The organism is Methylobacillus flagellatus KT (assembly GCF_000013705.1).
In the GTDB taxonomy this organism is placed as follows: domain Bacteria; phylum Pseudomonadota; class Gammaproteobacteria; order Burkholderiales; family Methylophilaceae; genus Methylobacillus; species Methylobacillus flagellatus.
On sequence record NC_007947.1, the window covers coordinates 1,267,475 to 1,289,160 of the forward strand.

The 21,686-nt window shown below is 56.7% G+C and carries 12 protein-coding genes and 1 riboswitch; of the genes, 11 read left to right on the forward strand and 1 reads right to left on the reverse strand.

Translation table 11 applies throughout. The annotated features are described in order from the left end of the window. Positions 1–132: 132 nt before the first annotated feature. The 10 genes from hrpA to crcB all read left to right on the forward strand — a co-directional run bounded on the left by hrpA (position 133) and on the right by crcB (position 18,292). Complete coding sequence (gene hrpA / locus MFLA_RS06205; protein ID WP_011479434.1) at positions 133–4,263, forward strand: ATP-dependent RNA helicase HrpA; 4,131 nt, start codon at positions 133–135, stop codon at positions 4,261–4,263. A gap of 187 nt (positions 4,264–4,450) precedes the next feature. Further along, complete coding sequence (locus tag MFLA_RS06210; RefSeq protein WP_229407196.1) at positions 4,451–5,701, forward strand: lytic murein transglycosylase; 1,251 nt, start codon at positions 4,451–4,453, stop codon at positions 5,699–5,701. A gap of 83 nt (positions 5,702–5,784) precedes the next feature. Then, the gene (locus MFLA_RS06215) at positions 5,785–6,816 is read left to right on the forward strand and encodes a Gfo/Idh/MocA family protein (RefSeq protein WP_011479436.1); all 1,032 of its coding nucleotides are present in this window, start codon (positions 5,785–5,787) and stop codon (positions 6,814–6,816) included. Between the two features lie 90 nt (positions 6,817–6,906). After that, positions 6,907–9,879, forward strand: coding sequence for a type I restriction endonuclease subunit R (locus tag MFLA_RS06220; RefSeq protein ID WP_011479437.1), 2,973 nt, complete (start codon positions 6,907–6,909; stop codon positions 9,877–9,879). 2 nt (positions 9,880–9,881) lie between these two features. After that, entirely contained in the window at positions 9,882–11,165 is a 1,284-nt protein-coding gene (locus tag MFLA_RS06225; RefSeq protein ID WP_011479438.1) for a restriction endonuclease subunit S, read from the forward strand. Continuing rightward, the gene (locus MFLA_RS06230) at positions 11,162–11,947 is read left to right on the forward strand and encodes a hypothetical protein (RefSeq protein ID WP_011479439.1); all 786 of its coding nucleotides are present in this window, start codon (positions 11,162–11,164) and stop codon (positions 11,945–11,947) included. Before MFLA_RS06225 ends, MFLA_RS06230 begins: the two co-directional genes overlap by 4 nt. Beyond that, positions 11,944–15,105 carry a DEAD/DEAH box helicase gene (locus tag MFLA_RS06235; RefSeq protein WP_011479440.1) on the forward strand — a complete coding sequence of 1,054 codons (3,162 nt, stop codon included), beginning with the start codon at positions 11,944–11,946 and terminating at the stop codon, positions 15,103–15,105. The genes MFLA_RS06230 and MFLA_RS06235 overlap by 4 nt, the downstream gene beginning before the upstream one ends. Further along, on the forward strand, positions 15,105–16,241 hold the full coding sequence (locus tag MFLA_RS06240) for an AAA family ATPase (RefSeq protein WP_011479441.1): 1,137 nt from the start codon (positions 15,105–15,107) through the stop codon (positions 16,239–16,241). The genes MFLA_RS06235 and MFLA_RS06240 overlap by 1 nt, the downstream gene beginning before the upstream one ends. After that, entirely contained in the window at positions 16,238–17,860 is a 1,623-nt protein-coding gene (locus MFLA_RS06245; protein ID WP_011479442.1) for a type I restriction-modification system subunit M, read from the forward strand. The genes MFLA_RS06240 and MFLA_RS06245 overlap by 4 nt, the downstream gene beginning before the upstream one ends. 45 nt (positions 17,861–17,905) lie before the next feature. Next, positions 17,906–18,292 carry a fluoride efflux transporter CrcB gene (gene crcB / locus MFLA_RS06250; protein ID WP_011479443.1) on the forward strand — a complete coding sequence of 129 codons (387 nt, stop codon included), beginning with the start codon at positions 17,906–17,908 and terminating at the stop codon, positions 18,290–18,292. A gap of 189 nt (positions 18,293–18,481) precedes the next feature. Here the strand turns inward: crcB and MFLA_RS06255 are convergent, their stop codons facing one another. Next, a complete protein-coding gene (locus MFLA_RS06255) occupies positions 18,482–18,820 on the reverse strand; it encodes a thioredoxin family protein (protein ID WP_011479444.1) in 339 nt (112 codons plus the stop codon). A gap of 179 nt (positions 18,821–18,999) precedes the next feature. Beyond that, positions 19,000–19,223: riboswitch (cobalamin riboswitch) on the forward strand. Between the two features lie 148 nt (positions 19,224–19,371). On the opposite strand from MFLA_RS06255, the gene nrdA reads away from it, so the two are divergent. Continuing rightward, positions 19,372–21,651: a class 1a ribonucleoside-diphosphate reductase subunit alpha gene (gene nrdA / locus MFLA_RS06260; protein ID WP_048811882.1), complete on the forward strand. Its 2,280-nt coding sequence runs from the start codon at positions 19,372–19,374 to the stop codon at positions 21,649–21,651. Positions 21,652–21,686 lie beyond the last annotated feature (35 nt).

A 21,686-nucleotide genomic window follows, 5' to 3' on the forward strand; every position in this document is an offset into this window, starting at 1 on the left:
GTGGTAAAAATTGTCGTCATCTATTCTTCAGCATTGATGAAATTGTGGGTGTTGAGACTGTCTCGTTGGGCATAAAGCACTATTGTCAGGGCCTGAAAACAAGGGCAGCCATGCTAAAATCCATTCCCATCTATGACGACAACCAGTTCTATCAATGAGCGCCAAGTGCTGAAGCACTTGCAGGCGCAACTTCCCGATTGTTTATTGCTTGACCGCTTCCATTTAAAGCGCCGTTTGCAGCAGGTTGGTGCCATGCTGGAGCAGGGCAAACCGGTTGATAAACTGATGACAGAGCTGGCAACAAAAGTCCAGACCTCTCTTCAACGCCGACAGTTAAGGCAGGAACAGTTACCTAAGCCCGAATATCCGGCTGAATTGCCCGTTAGTGCACGCAAGGATGAAATTGCGCAGGCGATTGCCAAGCACCAGGTGGTCATCGTGAGTGGGGAGACAGGCTCTGGTAAGACGACACAATTGCCGAAAATCTGCCTTGAGCTGGGGCGTGGTGTTGCCGGGTTGATCGGGCATACTCAGCCGCGGCGGATTGCTGCGCGCTCGGTGGCGTCGCGCATTGCACAGGAGCTGAAATCCCCATTGGGCGAGGCGGTAGGTTACAAGGTGAGATTCAACGACCGACTCTCGGAAACCACCTATATCAAGCTGATGACGGACGGTATTCTGCTTGCGGAAACGCAGGGTGACCGTTTCCTCAACGCCTACGACACCATCATCATCGACGAGGCGCACGAGCGCAGCCTGAATATCGATTTTCTGCTTGGCTATCTCAAGCAATTGTTGCCGCGCCGGCCTGACCTCAAGGTGATTGTCACCTCGGCGACCATTGATGCCGAGCGCTTTTCACGCCATTTCAACGGCGCGCCGGTGATCGAGGTCTCCGGGCGGACTTATCCGGTGGAAATCCGCTACCGACCCCTGGGCAGTCGCCGCATGGTGGTGGCGCCGCCAGCGCCAGTCGCTGCGCCGGTGCCAGTCGTGGCGCAAAAAGAAGAGGCGCCGCAGGAGGATATCATTGATATCGGCATCAAGCGCAAGGCAGGCAATATCGATCCTTCCATCCGCAAATGGCTGGAGGACGATAATGACGTGGAGGTGCTGGGTCAGGACATCATGGGCATCCAGCGCAAGCCGCGTGCCGAAGCCAAATGGCTGGAAGAGGACGATGCCGAGGAAGCGATGGAGGAGGCGATCCTCGATTCCGTGGAGCAACTGTCGCGGCTCGGCGGCGGCGACATCCTGGTGTTCCTGCCGGGCGAGCGCGAGATTCGCGAGACGGCGGATTACCTCAACAAGCACCTGCGCCATGTGGAGATATTGCCCTTGTTCGCGCGCCTCTCCATAGAAGACCAGCAGAAAGTATTCCGCTCCAGCGGCGGGCGGCGCGTGGTGCTCGCCACCAATGTCGCCGAGACTTCGCTCACCGTGCCGGGCATCAAGTATGTGATCGATACCGGTCTGGCGCGGGTCAACCGTTACAGCGCACGCGCCAAGGTCGAGCAATTGCAGGTGGAGAAGATCTCCCAGGCGGCGGCGCGTCAACGAGCCGGTCGCTGCGGACGCGTGTCCAACGGTATCTGTATCCGGCTGTATGACGAAGCGGATTTCAATCACCGTCCCGAATTCACCGATCCCGAAATCCTGCGATCCTCGCTAGCCGCTGTCATCCTGCGCATGGCTGCGCTCAAGTTGGGCAACGTGCAGGACTTTCCATTCATCGAAGCACCAAGCTCGCGCTATATTGCCGATGGCTACCAGCTATTGCAGGAGCTGGGCGCGGTGGATGCAGAGCAGAATATCACCGATACCGGACGTCAGTTGGCGCGCCTGCCGCTGGATCCACGCGTCTCGCGCATGATCCTGGAAGGCAAGAAGCAGGGCTGTGTGCGTGAAATCCTCATCATCGCCAGCGCGCTGGCGATACAGGATCCGCGAGAGCGTCCCATGGACAAGCGCGAGGCGGCTGATCAGGCACATGCCAAGTTCAATGTCGAGCATTCCGATTTTCTTGGCTTCATCAAGCTGTGGGAGTGGTACGAAGACGCGCTCAAGACCAAGAAATCGAACAAGGACTTGCTCAACAAGTGCCACAGCAATTTCCTCTCGTTCCTGCGACTCAAGGAGTGGCGCGAGCTCTACCAGCAGCTCAGGGAAATTGCCGAGGAGCTTGAACTTAAGCTCAACGAGCAGCCTGCTTCCTATGAGCAGGTGCACCGTGCCTTGCTTGCCGGGTTGCTCGGCAATATCGGTTTCAAGGATGGCGAAGCGGACAATTATCTCGGCGCGCGAGGCATCCGTTTCCATATCGCGCCGGGTTCCACGCTGAAGAAAGCGCGGCCCAAGTGGGTGATGGCCGCCGAATTGATGGAAACCACCAAGCTCTATGCGCGCTGTGTGGCGCGTATAGAGCCGGACTGGATAGAGCCCCTGGCGCGCGGCCTGACACAAAGCCACTATAGCGACCCGCGCTGGGACCGCAAGGCTGCCCAAGTCGTGGCATGGGAACGCGTGAGCCTGTATGGCCTCACCGTGGTGCCGCGCCGCCGCGTGCATTACGGCCCGATCAATCCCCAGGAGTCGCGAGAGATATTCATCCGCGAGGCATTGGCGAACATGGAATTCGATACGCGTGCGCCGTTCTTTGCCGCCAACCGCAAGCTGATTGCAGAGATCGAGGAGCTGGAGCACAAGGCGCGGCGGCAGGATGTGCTGGTGGACGAGCATACGCTGTTTGCGTTCTACGATGCCATCATTCCGGCAGGCATCGTCAATGGTGCAGGATTCGAAAAATGGCGCCAGGAGGCGGAAAGGGAAACCCCGCGCCTGCTGTACCTCACGCGCGACCACCTGATGCGTCATGGCGCAGCGGGTGTGACCGAGGTGCAGTTCCCGGAAAGCCTGGAGCTGGATGGCGTGAAACTGCCGTTGAAATACCGTTTCGAGCCGGGCCATCCGCTTGATGGCGTGACGGCGACCGTGCCGCTGGCCTTGCTCAATCAGCTCAACCCGGTCGAGGCGGAATGGCTGGTGCCGGGCATGATACGCGAGAAGGTCACGGCGCTGATCAAGGCGCTGCCCAAGACGCTGCGACGTGTCTGCGTGCCGGTGCCGGATTTCGTGACCGGCTTCCTGGAAACCGCAACCAGGAAGGACGGCGCATTGTTGCCTGCATTGGCGAGCTATATCCAGCAGCGCACCGGCTTGAAGCTGAGTGCCAGCGAATGGCAGGCCGATGCGCTGGACGCGCACCTTTACATGAACTTCCGCGTGGTGGACGAGAAAAACCGCGAGCTTGGCAGCGGCCGCGACTGGCACGCACTCAAGGCCCAGCTTGGCCAGGCCGCGCAGCTGACCTTCCGCAGCAATTCGCCCGGTATCGAGAAAGCCGGCCTCAAGCAATGGGATTTCGGCGACTTGCCGCCGACATTGAGTTTCAGCCGTGACGGGCGCCAATTGACTGGGTACCCGGCGCTGGAGGACAACGGCGACAGTGTTGCCATCAAGCTGTTCGATACCGAGCTGGCCGCGCGGCAATCCCACCGGGCAGGAGTACGCCGGTTGATGCGTTTCGAGCTCAAGGAACAGATGAAGCAACTGGAAAAAGGCCTGCCGGGCTTCAATCAATATGCCTTGCAGTTGCGCAGCATCATGAGTCCGGAAGAGTTGCGCGAGGACATGCTGGTCGCGATCAGTGATCGCGCCTTCATCGGCGAGGATGAGCTTCCGCGCAACAGCCAGGACTTCATGGCATTGAAAGCCCGTGCCCGCACGCGCCTACCGGCAGTCGTGGAGGGCGCAGGCCGGTTGGCAACCGCAATTGCTACGGAATACACGCAGCTCACACAAAAGTTGAACGCCGCTCCGGCCAGCCTGTCCAGAGTCAAGAAGGAGCTGGAGGGCCAGCTTGCGCGCTTGCTGCCCAAGCGTTTTTTCAGTGCGACGCCTTGGGATACCCTGCAGCACCTGCCACGTTATATCAAGGCCATGCGGCTGCGTCTGGAGAAATATCCCGGCGCGATAGAGCGTGATACTCGCAGCGGCCAGGCCGTGCAACAGATCTGGGAGCGCTGGGAATCTCATGTGCAGGGATTGCGCAAGGCAAACCAGGAAGTGCCGCCAGCCGTGCTGGACTATCGCTGGCTGATCGAGGAACTGCGCGTTTCCCTGTTTGCGCAGGAGCTCAAAACACCGTTCCCGGTATCGGTGAAGCGCTTGGATAAGGCCTGGGAAGACATGGTTCGTGCTTAGCGCCGCTCACAAAACCCTTTTGGCGTCGTTGCTCCGCCTTGCCGTACTTGTTGTATTGTCTGCGGCAGAGCGTCTAGCCAAAATCGCTTCGCTGGGCTTTGTCCGTAGCGCTTAATACGCGAATTGTCGCCAGCCAGGTCCATTTGATGATGCATCAAAGCATCGCGAGATTGAGGAGGAAGCGTTGTTGAAATTGCGCCGTTCACTAGCTTTTATATTGGTTTGCAGCCTGTTTTACAGCGCGCTGTCGCATGCTGACGGGCAAAGTTTCGACGAATGGATGCAAGACTTCAACCGTGATGCCCTGTCGCAGGGGATTTCCGAAACGACTTTGCAGGCGGCCTTGGCTGATGCCGAGCCGATCGCGCGCGTGGTCGAACTGGACCAGGCACAGCCTGAATTCGTGCAGACCTTCCTCAATTACCTCAATCGGCGCGTCACCCCCAAGCAGATCGCGCGCGGGCAGGCCTTGCTGCAGGAACAGGAGCATCTGCTGCGGTCTGTGGAGCAGCAGTACGGCGTGCCTGCCGCCATACTGCTTGCATTCTGGGGGCTGGAAACCAATTACGGACAGACGCTGGGCGGTTTTTCCACGCCCCAGGCACTGGCAACGCTGGCTTATGAAGGGCGCCGTCATGCGTTCTTCCGCAGCCAACTGCTTGACGCCTTGCGCATCATCGATGCAGGCCATATCGAGGCTGGCAACATGGTCGGGTCATGGGCTGGCGCGATCGGGCATATGCAGTTCATGCCCTCGACCTTCCTGGCCTATGCCGAAGATGGCGATGGGGACGGCAGAATCAATGTCTGGCAATCCATTCCCGATGCCATGGTTTCCGCCGGGCGTTATCTGCATTCGATAGGCTGGAGGCGTGGTGAGCCAGTTGCCATCGAGGTCACGCTCCCTGATGATTTTGCCTGGCAGTATGCCGCCCTCAACCAAAAGCGCAGCGTGGAACAATGGCAGGAGCAGGGCGTACAGGCGGCGGACCAGCAGGCACTGCCCATTGGCCTCAATGCGGCGATTGTCTTGCCGCAAGGCTGGCGCGGCCCTGCTTTCATGGTGTTCGACAATTTCAGCGTGGTGATGCAATGGAATCGTTCCACCAGCTATGCGTTGACGGTGGCGCATCTTGCCAGCCGCCTGCAGGGTGGGCCTGCCTTGATTGGCGGTATAGGTGCCGAGCAGGAGGCGGTGAGCATTGATGCCGTCAAGCGCCTGCAGCAGCAGTTGACGGAACTGGGTTTCGATACCGGGGGTAGCGATGGCTTGCCTGGCCCCCGGACGCAGGCAGCCATTAGGGGATACCAGTTCGCACATGCCTTGCCGGCGGATGGCTACGCATCACCTAGTCTGCTGCAGCATGTGGCAACTACGCTTGCCAGCCAGGCAGAGGACACAGAATTGATCCCGGGCTTTCCTGGCACCCAGCCTTGACCATGCCTGCTGTAGCAGAAGTGCCAGGCCAGTGCGCACAGGTAAGAGTAGTATCCAAATAATAGCCAAAGGAGAAACCGTACATGAGCCAGAGTAACGTGAGCCCCCAGCGCAAACTGCGCTGGGGAATACTGGGCGCCGCGCGCGTCAATGAGCGCCTGTTGCCCGCTATCGTGGATGCAGCCAACGCCGAGCTGGTGGCGATTGCCAGCCGCCGTCCGGGTGCTGCCGCTGCCACAGTGCAAAAGCATGCACCCCAGACGGCAAGCACTGTCAAGTGCTATGACGTGCCCGACGCATTGCTCGATGATGCCAATGTCGAAGCGGTCTACTTGCCCATGTCCAATCACGAACATACCGAATGGGCGCTGAAGGCCATCGCGAAAGGCAAGCATGTCCTGATCGAAAAGCCGCTGGCGCTGACGGTGGCAGATGTCGATGCCATCGCGAACGCAGCGAAGCAGCAGGGTGTGACGGTGATGGAGGGCTTCATGTATGTCTTCCATCCGCAATTTGCGCGCGTGCAGGAGCTGCTGCGTTCCGGCGTGATCGGCGACATCAAGTTCGTGCGCGCGAGCTATTCCTTCCTCATGAAGCCGGCCCGCCTCTATCGCCTGGAAAGAGACGTGAACCATGGCGGCGGCGCGATGTGGGACATCGGCCCTTATGCGGTCCATTCATTGAGGCGCTGCTTTGGCACCGAGCCCAAGCGCGTGGTGACGATCGCCAAGTATGCCGAGAGCGGTGCGGATATCGCCACCAGCGGTGTCTTCGACTTCGGTGAAGGCAGGCATGGCCATTTCGATATCAGCTTCGAAACCTCCCGGCGCTCCGAATATGAGGTGACAGGCAGCAAGGGTGGCTTGAAATGCCATACTGTCTGGCAGCAGGCAGGCGATGTGCCCGTGATTACCTGGTGGACCGAGGATGGCCGCTTCTGGGAAGAGCGCTTGCCCGTGAGCAGCCATTTCATCCTTGAAGTCGAGCATTTCAGCGACTGCGTGCTCAATGGCAAGCCACCGTTCCTCAGCCTGGCGGATGCGCGTGGCAACTGTCAGGCGATTGTGGCGGCAATGCAGTCGGCAGCGGAAGGGCGGAGCATTAATATTGAGTAAGAAGGCAGCTATCGAACTTCCCTATAGATAGCTGATAATGGCATTGATCCTGTAGAATTCAGTGCTTTGGAACTCAATTAAGTCGTGAGGATGAATATCACTGAAAGCCAGATTGAGCAGAATCTAATTAACAAGCTAGCCGATCTCAAATATACCTTGCGTCCAGATATCCGAGACCGTGCGACCTTGGAAGCTAACTTCCGAACCAAGTTCGAAGCGCTTAATCGCGTACGCTTGACTGACAATGAATTTCAACGCCTGCTTGACAGCATCATCACGCCCGACGTTTATAGCACTGCTCAAACATTGCGCAACATCAACAGCTTCGAGCGCGACGATGGCACACCGCTGAACTACACTCTGGTCAACATCCGGGACTGGTGCAAGAACGACTTCGAGGTTGTCAACCAGCTACGCATGAACACTGACAACAGTCATCACCGCTACGACGTGATGCTGCTGATCAATGGCGTGCCCGTGGTGCAAATTGAGCTGAAGACGCTGGCCGTTAGCCCACGCCGCGCCATGCAGCAGATCGTTGATTACAAGGCTGATCCCGGCAATGGCTACGGCAAAACGCTGCTGTGCTTCCTGCAGCTCTTCATTGTCAGCAACCGCACGGATACCTGGTACTTCGCCAACAACAACTCACGTCACTTCAGCTTCAACGCGGATGAGCGTTTTCTGCCGGTTTACCAGTTCGCCAGCGAAGACAACAAGAAGATCACCCAGCTAGATAGCTTTGCCGAGAAGTTCCTGGCCAAGTGCACCTTGGGCCAGATGATCAGCCGCTACATGGTACTGGTGGCTAGCGAGCAGAAGCTGCTCATGATGCGGCCTTACCAAATCTATGCCGTCAAAGCCATTGTGGAGTGCATCCACCAAAATTGCGGCAACGGCTACATCTGGCATACCACCGGCTCAGGCAAGACGCTGACTTCCTTCAAAGCGTCCACCCTGCTCAAGGACAACCCGGACATCGACAAGTGTCTGTTTGTGGTAGATCGCAAAGACCTGGATCGGCAGACCCGCGAAGAATTCAACCGCTTCCAGGAAGGCTGCGTCGAAGAGAACACCAACACCGAGACCCTGGTGCGCCGCCTGCTGTCGGATGATTATGCCGACAAGGTCATCGTCACCACCATTCAGAAGCTGGGTCTGGCGCTGGATGGCGCCAACAAGCGCAACTACAAAGAACGGCTGGAACCGCTACGCAACCAACGCATGGTGTTCATCTTTGATGAGTGCCACCGCTCGCAATTTGGTGACAACCACAAAGCCATCAAGGAGTTCTTCCCCAACGCCCAGCTTTTTGGCTTCACCGGCACACCTATCTTCGAGAAAAACGCCAGCTACCAGCAAATCGAAGGCCAACAGGCCAGCTATCGAACCACCGACGATTTGTTCCAGCGCTGCCTGCACCAGTACACCATCACCCACGCCATTGAAGATCGCAACGTACTGCGCTTCCACGTGGACTACTTCAAGCCTGAAGGGAAAAAACCGCCCAAGCCCGGCGAAGGCATCGCCAAAGCCAAGGTCATCGAAACCATTCTTGCCAAGCATGACACCTCCACCAATGGCCGCAAGTTCAATGCCGTGTTGGCAACCGCCAGCATCAATGACGCCATCGAATACTTCGAGCTGTTCGCGGAAATTCAGCAGCAAAAAGCCGAGCAAGATCCGGAGTTCCGCCCGCTGAACATTGCCTGCGTATTTTCTCCGCCTGCAGAGGGCAACAAAGACGTACAGCAGATTCAGGAAGACCTGCCGCAAGAGCAGGAAGATAACAAAAAAGACCCAGAGGCCAAAAAGGCAGCGCTTACACGCATCATCGCTGATTACAATACCCGCTTCGGTACCAATCACCGCATCAGCGATTTCGATCTGTATTATCAGGATGTGCAAAAGCGCATCAAGGATCAGCAGTATCCCAACAGCGATCTTCCCGCCGCGCAAAAGATCGACATCACCATCGTGGTGGACATGCTACTCACCGGGTTTGACTCCAAGTACCTCAACACCCTGTACGTGGATAAGAACCTCAAGCATCACGGCTTGATCCAGGCATTTTCACGCACCAATCGCGTACTGAACGACAGCAAGCCTTACGGAAATATTCTCGATTTTCGCCAGCAGCAAAGCGCGGTGGAAGAGGCCATTGCCCTGTTTTCCGGCGAACGGATCGACAACCCCCGGGAAATCTGGCTGGTGGAATCCGCGGCAGAGGTTATTCGCAAATACGAAGCCGCTGTGGCGGGCATGTCGGACTTCATGGCAGACAAGAACCTCGTTTGCGAACCCGAAGCGGTCTACAACCTCAAGGGCGATACGGCGCGTATCGAGTTCATCAACCGTTTCAAGGAAGTGCAACGGCTGAAAACCCAACTTGACCAGTACACCGATCTGGCACCCGAACAGAAAACCCGCATTGACACCATCCTGCCACCCGACCAGTTGCAGAGCTTCCGCAGTACCTACCTGGAAACGGCCAAGCAGCTGAAAGAAATTCAGAGCAAGGAAGGTGATCAAGCTCCGCCGGAAATACAACAACTGGACTTTGAGTTCGTGCTTTTTGCGTCGGCAGTGATCGACTACGACTACATCATGGGCCTGATTTCACGCATGACGCAGCAAGGCCCCTCGAAACTGAAGATGAACCGTGAGCAGTTGATCAGCCTGATCCAGTCCGATGCCAAGTTTATTGACGAGCGCGAGGATATTGCCGAGTACATCCGCAGCCTGCCAGCCAATGAGGCGCTGGATGAAAAGCAAATCCGGGCGGGCTACAACCGCTTCAAGGATGAAAAGAAGGCAAGAGAGCTGACTGACATTGCCAGCCGTCATGGGCTGGAACCCGATGCCTTGCAAGATTTTGTCGATGAAATCCTGCGTCGTTGCATTTTTGATGGCGAGCGCCTTTCCGAGCTAATGGCACCGTTGAACCTGGGCTGGAAAGCACGCACCCAGAAGGAGCTGGCACTGATGGAAGAGCTGGCACCGCTGCTGCACAAACTTGCTCAGGGGCGTGAGATTTCCGGGCTCAAGGCCTACGAGGAATAAGCATGGACAAGCAAGGCAAGAAGGCGCTGGTGCCACGGTTGCGGTTTCCGGAGTTTTGCGAGGATCGACCTTGGAGCTTTCAGCCACTCGGGAAACTTGCAAGACGCTCAACCAAAAAAAATGCCGATGGCGATATCACTCGTGTTTTGACCAATTCTGCTGAATATGGCGTGATTGATCAGCGCGACTTCTTTGATAAGGATATAGCCAATCAAGGAAACCTAGAGGGCTATTACATTGTTGAGATGGGAGATTACGTTTATAACCCCCGTGTCTCTGTTAGAGCCCCCGTCGGACCTATTTCGAAAAACAGGATAGGGCTCGGTGTGATGTCGCCGTTGTACACAGTATTCAGATTCGGTGACAAGCAAAACGACTTTTACGCCCACTATTTCAAATCGACGCATTGGCATCACTACATGCGTCAGGCATCGAGCACAGGCGCTCGCCATGACCGTATGAGCATCACGAACGATGATTTTATGGCGTTACCACTTCCGGTTTCGAAGCCCGAAGAACAACAAAAAATCGCCGATTGTCTGACTTCGCTGGATGAGGTAATTGCTGCCGAGAACCAGAAACTCGATACCCTCAAAACCTATAAAAAGGGCCTGATGCAGCAGCTGTTCCCCCGCGAAGGCGAAACCGTTCCACGGCTGCGGTTTCCGGAGTTTCGGGAGACGGGGGAGTGGTGCGAGAAACCGCTTTCCAAAGTGTGCAACGTGCTCCAGGGCTACGGATTTCCTGAAGTTCTACAGGGCAAGAGCGAAGGAAAATATCCATTTTGCAAGGTGAGCGATATTTCGAGAGCTGTTGCCGAAAAAGGTGGTGTTCTGGACGAAGCGACTAACTACGTTGGCGACGACGAGCTGTTGAAGCTGAAAGCAAAGCCAGTCCCGAAAGGTGCAACGGTGTTTGCCAAGATTGGCGAGGCGCTTAGGCTAAATCGGCGTGCCTACGTTCAGAAAGCGTGCTTGATAGACAACAACGCCACAGGATTGAAAGCAATCGATGGCATTGCAGATGATTATTTCGTCTATTTGTTAAGTCAGCTTATCGACCTCAACAGGCATTGTGGTGGAGCTGTGCCATCTGTGAACAAGACCACCCTAGAGGAAATCGAAGTTGTTGTCCCCGGTCTTGATGAGCAAAAGCGAATCGCAGAAAACCTGTCGTCTCTCGACGACCTTATCACCACCCAAAGCCAGAAAATCGACGCCCTCAAGAACCACAAGAAGGGCCTGATGCAGCAGTTGTTCCCTGTGCTGGATGAGGTTCCGGCATGACCTGGCTGGCAGCTTACCAAGCCGGACACAACTGCGTTTCCTGGCAGGGGCACTGCGCGCAAGAAGGCGATGCGTTTGATGCTTTCCTGCAAGGGCCGGTGGCTGCTCGTCTTCATGATGCGGCAGGCCATGATGCCCTGACCGAGCATCTGCGTGGGCTGAGCCTGACCGGCATGGGGCAGGAAGCACTGGAAGAAGTGCTGGCGGCTGAGGTGCCGGAAACCCGTGATTGGGCCGCCGGTGAGGCGCTGGCCGAAGCCGTGCTGGAAGCGCAGCACGATGTGGTGTTGCCGTGGAATACCGAGCGCGACAAACGCAATCCCCTTGCCTCCCTGCCCGGCGCGGATATCGTGGGCTTTCAGCGCGATGGAGAATCCCACCGGCTGGCACTGGGGGAAGTCAAATGCTCGTCCGAAGTCCAGTCGCCGCCGCAAGTCATGAGCGGCCGCAGCGGTATGATGCACCAGCTGGATACGCTCGCCAGCAACCTTGCCACCCTCTGCCAGTTGCTCAAGTGGCTGCTGCCCCGGGTCAAGGGTACTGAGCATGAAACGGCGTTCAACAATGCTTGCACGCGCTATTTGAATAGCGGGAAGCGTGATCTGGTGTTATTTGGCGTGCTGATTCGTGACCAAGCCGTGCGTGAATCCGATTTACAAGCGCGTGGCCGCACCCTTGCAGCTCGCCTGCAAGCCCCCAGTTGCTGCCAGCTGCTGGCGTTGTATCTGCCCTGGCCGATTGCCCAACTGCCCGAGCGTGTCGGGCAGGGAGGCGGCGTATGAGCCATTGGTTGCTCGATGCCATTGCAGACAAGCGTAGCCTGGCGCTGCACGAAGCCGATCGGGTGCAGTTCTATCGCGAAATGTCGCCGGAAGTACCAGTCTTCGATACACAAGCCATGCAGGATGTGGTCGCCGCGCTGGAGTTGGCAGTGCTGGATATGGAGCTGGATCGCTTTGCCGATGAGGAAGCTTCCCTAAAAGTGATGCGTCAAGCGGCTGAAGATGCTTTCCGCCTGCTGCGCGTTCTGCCTCTGCCTGAAGCGCCGATGGACGCGGCCACACAGCTTTTGCGGGCTTCAGCCCTGGCTGTGATCGGTGATCGTGGTGCGGATGCCGCCCGCTGGCTACGAGCGATGGAGGGCGATCAAACCGCGCCAGCCCTGCCGCTGGAGTCTGAAGATTGGGGCGAGCGCTGCCGGGCGGTGCTGACCGACATCTGGCTGCGCTTGGTGCGCAAAAAAGGCTGGTCAGACCGTGATGCCGTTCTGGAGCGCGTGGCGGCATTGCGAGCTGCCCAGCAGGAGTTCGAGCGTGACTATCTGGGCACCTTCGAGCCACTTGCCGCCAAGCGCTCGGCGCTGGAGCTGATTGCCATCTACCACTTGGCCAAGGCAGCCGAGGTGCTGGCTCACTACATTACTGACGGCGTGGTGGACGACAGCTACCAGATTCAGCCTTTACTGGATTCACATTTCGACCGCGCCATCGCTGCTTGCGATACGGGTCAGTTGCTGGAGTTGGGGCCACTGACCCGCCTGTTGGCGCGCGCTGCTGCGCAGATGGTGGAGAACTCGCTGTGGACAGTAACCCGCGCCGTGAACTCGCGGGTTACCCGATTCGTGCGTGAGCTGGTAAGCCGGGGGCGCGGTGACCGGGCGCTATTTGAAGTGTTGCCACCGCAACGGCGCACACTGGCAGAACAAGGCTTATTGGGCTCCAGCCGCCGTGCAGTAGTGGTCAGTTTGCCGACCTCCAGTGGCAAGACGCTGATTGCCCAGTTCCGCATGTTGCAGGCGCTGAACCAGTTTGATGACCAGAAAGGCTGGGTGGTCTATCTCGCGCCCAGCCGGGCACTGGTGAATCAAATCACACGACAGCTGCGGCGTGACTTCCAGCCCCTGGGTGTGGTTGTTGAGCGTGTCAGCCCAGCGCTGGAAGTCAATGGCATCGAAGCCGGTCTGCTGGCGGAATCGCAGGACGATACCCAGTTCCGTGTTCTAGTGGCGACACCGGAAAAGTTCGACCTGATGCTGCGTCAGGGTTGGGAGGAAAAGATTGGTCGTCCCCTCACGCTGGTGGTGGTGGATGAGGCCCATACCATTCAGGACAAGGAGCGCGGGCTACGGCTCGAACTGTTGCTGGCAACCATCAACCGGGAATGTCGTGAAGCGCAGTTCCTGTTGCTGACCCCCTTTATTGAAAACGCCCGAGAGGTTGCGCGCTGGCTGGGCGGGCAAAATTCGGACGACATCAGTCTGGGCGTGGATTGGCAGCCTAATGACAGAGCGATTGGTATTGTCAGCCCGGTGGATGCTGGCGCTATAGATGGTCGCAGTCGAGATTATCAGCTGAACTTCCAGACGGTGCATACCTCGCGCCCAAGCATTCGTTTGGATGAGGACTTTTCCCTGGGCAAAGAAGAAGCGCTGGCTGCTTCTCTATCAAAAGCCAAGGATATTGGCACCTTGGCTGCGATGACAGCCCGCAAGCTGTCGGCGCGAGGCCCGGTGATTGCCATGCACAGCCGCCCGGATTATGTCTGGAAATTGGCTGAGAAGCTGAAAGGCAATCGCTGCGACACCTTGCCGGATGATGTGCGCTTTGTTCAGAACTACGTGGCTGCCGAGTTGGGGGCAGCCTTTCCGCTGGTCGATTTGCTTGCGCACAAGGTCGGGGTGCACCACGGCGGCCTGCCTGAAGAAGTTCGAATGTTGATGGAGTGGCTGTTCGAGCAAGGCCATCTTGATGCCTTGGCGGCCACCACCACGCTTGCGCAGGGGGTGAACTTTCCGGTCAGCGGTGTGGTGATGGCGGCAATCCAGTACCCCTTTGGCCAGGACATGCCGCCTGAGGATTTCTGGAATATTGCCGGTCGTGCCGGGCGCGTTTCTCAAGGCCAACTCGGTGTGGTTGCTCTGGTCGCGAAGAATGAAAGTGAAGTAGCACAAAGGCGAGAATTTATTAATCGAAACACGGGCGACTTGAATTCTGCACTGATTCAGATTGCGCGTGCTGCAGCCGATGGACTGGAAGACCTGGGGCTCATCGTTTACCACCATCCGGAATGGTCGAGCTTCTTGCAGTATCTGGCTCATACCTATCGCCAGATGGGGCAGCCATCGAACTTTGCGGATCAGATCGAACAGGTACTGCGTGGCACCTTTGGTTTTGAGAAATTGCGCGTATCGGATAGCCAGATTGCCCGCCGCTTGCTGAATGGTATCCATCGCTATGTCGATTATCTCGCCAGCCCTTCCCAACCGCTAAAGCTGGTCGACAGTACCGGATTTTCATTGCAAAGCATCAGGACGGTGTTGACGCATAAAGGCGACCTGGGGCCGGATTCCTGGAATCGTGAGCGGCTGTTCCGTTCTGGTGACAACACCCTACAGAACATGATGGGCGTGCTGCTGCGAGTACCCGAATTGCGCGACAACCTGAATTCGGTGCTGGGTGGCAGATCACCGGATGGTGACAAATTAGCACGAATTCTGAAGGATTGGGTAAACGGGGCAGATATTGCCCATATCGCGACGCAATATTTCAGCGAGGGTGGTGCAGATGCTGTTACTGCCTTGACCAAGTGCGGACAAAACCTGTTTGGCAAACTGACACATACCACGTCCTGGGGCTTGAATGCCCTGTTGGCTATTACCACAGCAGAACTGGATGATGATGAACGTAGCCAGCTATCCAATCTGCCATCGCAGGTGTACTACGGTGTCTCCACGGATGAAGCTGTATCTCTGCGGCTGCTAGGTGTTCCGCGCCGTGCTGCGCCGCGTTTGGCAGAAGCATTGCGTTTAACTCGGCAAGACTCACTGCCTTCGATTCGCCAACGCTTGGAAAACTTGCCGGAGCAGGTTTGGAGTGAGGCCTTGGGTAGTCAAGGCGCTATCTATCGCAAGGCCTGGATGATTCTGGATGGGGCTCAGTGATGACACGAAATACTCCGCCCATTTTCTCTGATCTCACCGCATTAGCTACACACCTGCGTAGCGAGTTGGAGAACAAAAAGGCCATCCTGCTCTATGCCTACAACGGCACGGGTAAAACACGCCTGTCCATGGTCTTCAAGGACATCGGCAAGCAGGGCGAGGCTCGCGATACGCTGTATTTCAACGCTTTCACCGAAGATCTGTTCCATTGGAACAACGATCTGGAAGGTGATGAGGATAGGCGCTTACTGATCAATAAAGATTCACGCTTTTTCCAGGGCCTGTTCGAGATGGAGATGGACAACCGTATCCGCCCGCTGCTGCGACGTTACGCGGATTTCGATTTCCGCATCGACACTCAGGAGCCAGAGTGGGCCGTGCGCTTCTCGCGCTTGGTGGATGGACAGACCATTGACAATATCAAGGTATCGCGCGGTGAGGAAAACATCTTCATCTGGTGCTTCTTCCTCGCGGTAGTCGAATTGGCGATGGACCCGGAAATCGAGGCGTACCAGTGGGTGAAGTACCTGTATATCGACGATCCGATCTCATCGCTGGATGAACACAATGCCATCACTGTCGGCAACCATTTGGCTCAAATATTGGGCAAAGCAGGCAATCCGTTAAAGGTGGTGATTTCGTCGCACCATCCGTTGTTCTTCAATGTGATGCACAACGAGCTTGATGCGCGAAAGTCGAAGAAAGTCTCCGCTCACTTCCTGTCGCGTTCCAAAGTGGATGGCTCGTACACTCTGGCCCACACCGGAGCGACACCGTTCTTCCATCATGTCGCTGTGTTGACCGAGTTGTACAAAGCCGAGCAGTCGGGAGAGTTGTATACCTACCATTTCAACATGCTGCGCTCCGTGTTGGAGAAGTCGGCGAGCTTTCATGGTTTCTCGAATTTCTCGGCCTGTATACCGACCGATGATGTCGACGATCCGGACGGCGTGCTTCATGCACGGCTCATCAATATCCTCAGTCACGGCAATTATTCCTTGTTTGAGCCGCAGCCGATGCTGGAAGAAAATAAGGTCTATTTTAAGAAAATTCTGGACGATTTCCTGAAGCGTTACCCCTTCAATCCCGATTTATTTCCTCAGACCGCTGAGGCTGAAAATACAGGTACACCATGACTGAATCTGAAAAACAGAAACTGGGCAAGACCCTCTGGGCCATCGCCGACCAGTTACGTGGCGCAATGAATGCGGACGATTTCCGCGATTACATGCTGGCTTTTCTCTTCCTGCGCTATCTGTCGGACAACTACGAGGCCGCCGCGCAAAAGGAGCTGGGGACGGACTATCCAGACCTTCCTTCCGATGTGTTGAGGCAGACCGGCGTGAATACGCCGCTTCAAGCGTGGTACGAGGAAAATCTGGACGACGTATCCGAATTCGAGAAGCAGATGCGCCGCAAGGTGCATTACGTGATCGAACCCCAATACCTGTGGGGCAACATCGCAGAGATGGCGCGTACGCAGGATGACGAACTGCTGCACACCTTGCAGAAAGGGTTCAAGTATATCGAGGAGGAATCCTTCGCCAGCACCTTCCGTGGCTTGTTCTCGGAGATCAATCTGGCGTCGGATAAGCTGGGCAAGACCTACACCGAGCGCAACGCCCGCCTGTGCAAGATCATCGCCGAGATCGCCAAGGGACTGGGGCAGTTCTCTACCGATAGCGACACGCTGGGTGATGCTTACGAGTACCTGATCGGCCAGTTTGCAGCAGGCTCTGGCAAAAAGGCTGGCGAGTTCTACACGCCGCAGCGTATTTCAGACATCTTGTCGGCCATCGTTACGCTGGACAGTCAGGAGCCTGCCACAGGCAAGCGCTCGCATCTGGATAGTGTCTTCGACTTTGCCTGTGGCTCGGGCTCCTTGCTGCTCAATGTGCGCCGCCTGATGGGGCCGCACGGCATTGGTAAGATTTACGGCCAGGAAAAGAACATCACCACCTACAACCTGGCGCGCATGAACATGCTGCTGCACGGGGTGAAGGACTCGGAGTTCGAGATTTTCCATGGCGATACCCTGCTCAACGAGTGGGATATGTTGCGCGAAACCAACCCAGCGAAGATGCCGAAGTTCGACGCGGTGGTGGCCAACCCGCCGTTCAGCTATCGCTGGGAGCCGAGCGAGGCGCTGGGCGAAGACGTGCGCTTCAAGAATTATGGCCTGGCACCGAAGTCCGCCGCTGACTTTGCCTTCCTGCTGCATGGCTTCCATTTCCTCAAGCAAGACGGTGTGATGGCAATCATATTGCCCCACGGCGTGCTGTTCCGTGGTGGTGCCGAGGCTCGCATTCGTACCAAACTGCTGAAGGATGGGCATATCGACACCGTGATCGGCCTTCCGGCGAATCTGTTCTTCTCCACCGGCATCCCGGTGTGCATTCTGGTGCTGAAAAAATGCAAGAAACCGGATGATGTGTTGTTCATCAACGCTGCCGAGCACTTCGAGAGGGGGAAACGGCAGAACCAGCTCTTGCCGGAGCACATTGACAAAATCATCGACACCTACCGCTACCGCAAGGAAGAGCCGCGCTACTCGCGGCGGGTAAGCATGGAAGAGATCGAAAAGAACGATTTCAACCTCAACATCTCACGCTATGTCAGTACTGCTATTACAGAGGAGGAGGTTGACTTAAACGCGGTAATTGGTCAGTTAAAAGCAATAGAACAGGAAATTTACCAAGCTAAATCTAAGCATAATGAATTTCTAAAAGAGCTTGGATTGCCATTATTGCCTTAAGAGTTAATTTTTCATATTTAGGTTTGCTTCTCGAAAGGTATGTCCATGTATCAGGTAATGCTCGTGGCCCTGGGTGGCGCGATCGGCTCCGCCGCCCGTTTTACGCTGTCAGGGTTGGTCTTGCGTTATAGCCTGGACTGGCGGTTTCCTTTGCCCACCTTTACGGTCAACATCATCGGTTGCCTGGTCATCGGGATGTTGGCCGGGCTGGCCTCAAAAGAGGGGTTCATTTCCCCCGACATGCGTGTGCTGCTTTTTACCGGGCTTGTCGGCGGGTTTACCACGTTCTCGGCATTCGGCTTGGAAACATTGGTCTTGTTGCGGGAAGGGCTTGTCGGGATCGCCGCTGCCTACATCGTGTCGAGCATCGTCGTCGGCTTGGTCCTGATGTGGTTGGGCTTCGAGCTGGTCAAAATGACGATGCAGGCATGAACGGATGCTCTCGCTGAAACGCGGCTGATGGGCCTGGCAATCTATATCCACTCCATATGCCGCTGATGCCGCAGCGCGATCACGCCATACTAGTATCAGCAAGGGGAAACGCTATGAGGAAGGCCAGCAGCGTCGAAGCCAGGTTCGCGACATGGCTCGCTACATTGATGATGCAACTGGCTAGAGAAATCACCGCTTGGTGGATGCGCATGATTCGGTCGCCTGCGTGAGAAGCTGGGAGATCTCTTCTGGGCGCTGAGGACGCACCACCCGCCCGACTTCGACGCCATTGTGCAGCAGAACCAACGTAGGCCATAGTTTGACCTTGAAGCTGCGTCCCAACCGTTTGCCCCTGCCGTCCTCGATGCGTTCGTGACGCAGGCCGGGAAATTGTGCTAGTGCCTTGCCGAGCATGGGTTGGATCGCTTGGCAAAATCCGCACCAGTTGGCGCCGAATTCCAGCAACAGCCATCCTGTCATGGCGTCAAGATCGCTTCTGTGTGGTTCAGGGTTCCAGGCTGGTTTCATCGCGTTGCTCGGCAGTCATGGTGTTTTAGGTTGGTTGGTGATGGGGGCTGCGGTGTGCCATGAGTGACCGCAACGAGGGCTGAAAATTCGCTGAAAATTTACCCTTAAAAATCCAGCATATACCTCATTGGAACAATATATAGTGTTTTTTGGTGTACACAAACACATTTTATTGCGATATAGTCCACACCATCTACGGTGTCCGGCGATTGTTCGATCCAGCCGGAAACAGGGAATGCGGTCAAGGGAATATCCTGTCAAGCCGCAGCTGCCCCCGCAACTGTGACCAGTGAGCGGCAAGCCAAATAGAAGGTCACTGGGCCTGGAAGTTTGAGGCCCGGGAAGACAGGCTGTCCGCGTGGACCTGGGAGCCAGGAAACCTGCCGTAGATCATTTTCATAACGTTTGAGGCGGGGTGTCCTCGGCTGGATAGGGTATCGCTGATGCGTCGGCGCCTTACCTGTCATGCTGTTTCATGATTGTTGCTTGATTGCCTTGGGCAATTCATGTCCGCTCATGAGGAAACCCTGCTTCCTGACTGGGAGCCTAAGATGACACAGTACGAATCCATGAAAGCCACCAAGCGCGATGGCCGCCAGGAACCGATCAACCTGGACAAGATCCATCGCGTGATCGATTGGGCGGCGCAGGGGCTGGACAATGTATCGGTATCGCAGGTCGAGCTGAAGTCGCATATCCAGTTCTATGACGGGATTCGCACCGACGTCATCCATGAAACCATCATCAAGTCCGCCGCTGACCTGATTTCCGAGGAAACGCCCGACTACCAGTACCTGGCTGCGCGCCTGTCGATTTTCCATTTGCGCAAGATCGCCTATGGTCAGTTCGAACCGCCGCATTTGTTCGATCACGTCACCAAGCTGACCGAGATGGGCAAGTACGACAAGCATATTCTGCAGGATTACAGCCGTGAGGAGTTCGACGCGCTGAACGATCATCTCGACCACTGGCGGGACATGAATTTTTCCTATGCTGCGGTGAAGCAGCTGGAAGGCAAATACCTGGTGCAGAACCGGGTGACCAAGAAAATCTACGAAAGCCCGCAATTTCTCTACATGCTGGTGGCGATGTGCCTATTCGCCAGGTACGAGGGCAAGACGCGCCTGGAATACATCAAGCGCTTCTACGATGCGGTGTCCACCTTCAAGATTTCACTGCCCACGCCCATCATGTCCGGCGTGCGCACGCCGACGCGCCAGTTCAGTTCCTGTGTGCTGATCGAGTGCGATGATAGCTTGGACAGCATCAACGCCACGACCAGCGCCATCGTGAAATATGTATCGCAACGTGCCGGCATCGGTGTCAATGCTGGCCGCATCCGTGCGCTGGGCAGCGAGATCCGGGGCGGGGAGGCGCAGCATACCGGCTGCCTGCCGTTCTACAAGCTGTTCCAGGCGGCAGTGAAGTCCTGCTCACAGGGCGGCGTGCGCGGCGGCGCTGCAACCTTGTTCTACCCGTTGTGGCACCTGGAGGTCGAGTCGCTGCTGGTGCTCAAGAACAATCGTGGCGTCGAGGAGAACCGTGTGCGCCACCTCGATTACGGTGTACAGATCAATCGCCTGCTGTACCAGCGCCTGATCAAGGGCGGCAACATCACGCTGTTCTCACCGCATGACGTGCCTGGCCTGTATGACGCTTTCTTTGCCGACCAGGATGAGTTCGAGCGCCTATACACGCAGTACGAGGCGAACGACAGCTTGCGCAAGCGCATCGTGCCTGCGGTGGATTTGTTTTCGCTCCTGATGCAGGAGCGTGCAGGGACGGGGCGTATCTATATCCAGAACGTCGACCATTGCAACACGCACAGTCCGTTCAATCCCAGACTGGCACCGGTACGCCAATCCAACCTGTGTATGGAGATTGCGCTACCGACGCGACCGCTCAATGACATCAATGATGAGAACGGCGAGATTGCATTGTGCACTTTGTCGGCGTTCAACCTGGGGGCGCTGGAAAGCCTGGATGAACTGGAAGGGTTGGCCGACCTGGTGGTGCGTGCGCTGGATGCCTTGCTGGATTACCAGGATTATCCGGTCAAGGCCGCGTTCAACGCTACCCAGAAGCGCCGCTCGCTGGGCGTGGGCGTCATCAATTACGCCTATTACCTCGCCAAGAATGGCACCGGTTACACCGATGATGCGGCGCTGGGGCTGACCCACCGCACCTTTGAGGCAATCCAGTACTACCTGTTGAAAGCCTCGGTGCAGCTCGCGCGCGAGTTCGGCCCGTGCGGCGCATTCAATGAAACCACTTATTCGCAAGGCATCCTGCCCATCGACACCTACAAGAAGGACCTCGATGCCGTCTGCCAGGAAGCACTGCAACTGGACTGGGAGCAGCTGCGCAAAGACATCGTCGCACACGGATTGCGCAACTCCACCCTGACCGCGCTGATGCCTTCCGAGACTTCCAGCCAGATCGCCAACGCTACCAACGGCATCGAGCCGCCGCGTGGCCTGGTGTCAGTCAAGCAGTCCAAGGACGGTATCCTGCGCCAGGTGGTGCCCGAGATCGAGCGCCTGCGCAACCAGTACCAATTGCTGTGGTCTTTGCCCAACAACGACGGCTATCTCAAGCTGGTGGGTATCATGCAGAAATTCGTCGACCAGTCGATTTCATCCAATACCAATTATGACCCCAAGCGCTTCGAAGGCGGCAAGGTGCCGATGAAGCAATTGCTCAAGGACCTGCTGCAGGCCTATAAGCTCGGCATCAAGACCCTGTACTATCACAACACTCGCGACGGCGCGAGCGAAGGCGGCGCCGAGGCCGGGGATGATGGCTGCGAAAGCGGCGCGTGCAAGATCTAGGGGCGAACCCCAGTCAGGGCAATGGAATGGGCAGC

Bases quoted from the DNA above. Each gene is read 5' to 3' on its own strand.
- MFLA_RS06240 (WP_011479441.1), top strand. From the start codon at position 15,105: ATGACACGAAATACTCCGCCCATTTTCTCTGATCTCACCGCATTAGCT.
- MFLA_RS06235 (WP_011479440.1), top strand. From the start codon at position 11,944: ATGAGCCATTGGTTGCTCGATGCCATTGCAGACAAGCGTAGCCTGGCG.
- hrpA (WP_011479434.1), top strand. From the start codon at position 133: ATGACGACAACCAGTTCTATCAATGAGCGCCAAGTGCTGAAGCACTTG.
- MFLA_RS06230 (WP_011479439.1), top strand. From the start codon at position 11,162: ATGACCTGGCTGGCAGCTTACCAAGCCGGACACAACTGCGTTTCCTGG.
- MFLA_RS06215 (WP_011479436.1), top strand. From the start codon at position 5,785: ATGAGCCAGAGTAACGTGAGCCCCCAGCGCAAACTGCGCTGGGGAATA.
- MFLA_RS06245 (WP_011479442.1), top strand. From the start codon at position 16,238: ATGACTGAATCTGAAAAACAGAAACTGGGCAAGACCCTCTGGGCCATC.
- MFLA_RS06220 (WP_011479437.1), top strand. From the start codon at position 6,907: ATGAATATCACTGAAAGCCAGATTGAGCAGAATCTAATTAACAAGCTA.
- MFLA_RS06255 (WP_011479444.1), bottom strand. From the start codon at position 18,820: ATGAAACCAGCCTGGAACCCTGAACCACACAGAAGCGATCTTGACGCC.
- crcB (WP_011479443.1), top strand. From the start codon at position 17,906: ATGTATCAGGTAATGCTCGTGGCCCTGGGTGGCGCGATCGGCTCCGCC.
- nrdA (WP_048811882.1), top strand. From the start codon at position 19,372: ATGACACAGTACGAATCCATGAAAGCCACCAAGCGCGATGGCCGCCAG.
- MFLA_RS06225 (WP_011479438.1), top strand. From the start codon at position 9,882: ATGGACAAGCAAGGCAAGAAGGCGCTGGTGCCACGGTTGCGGTTTCCG.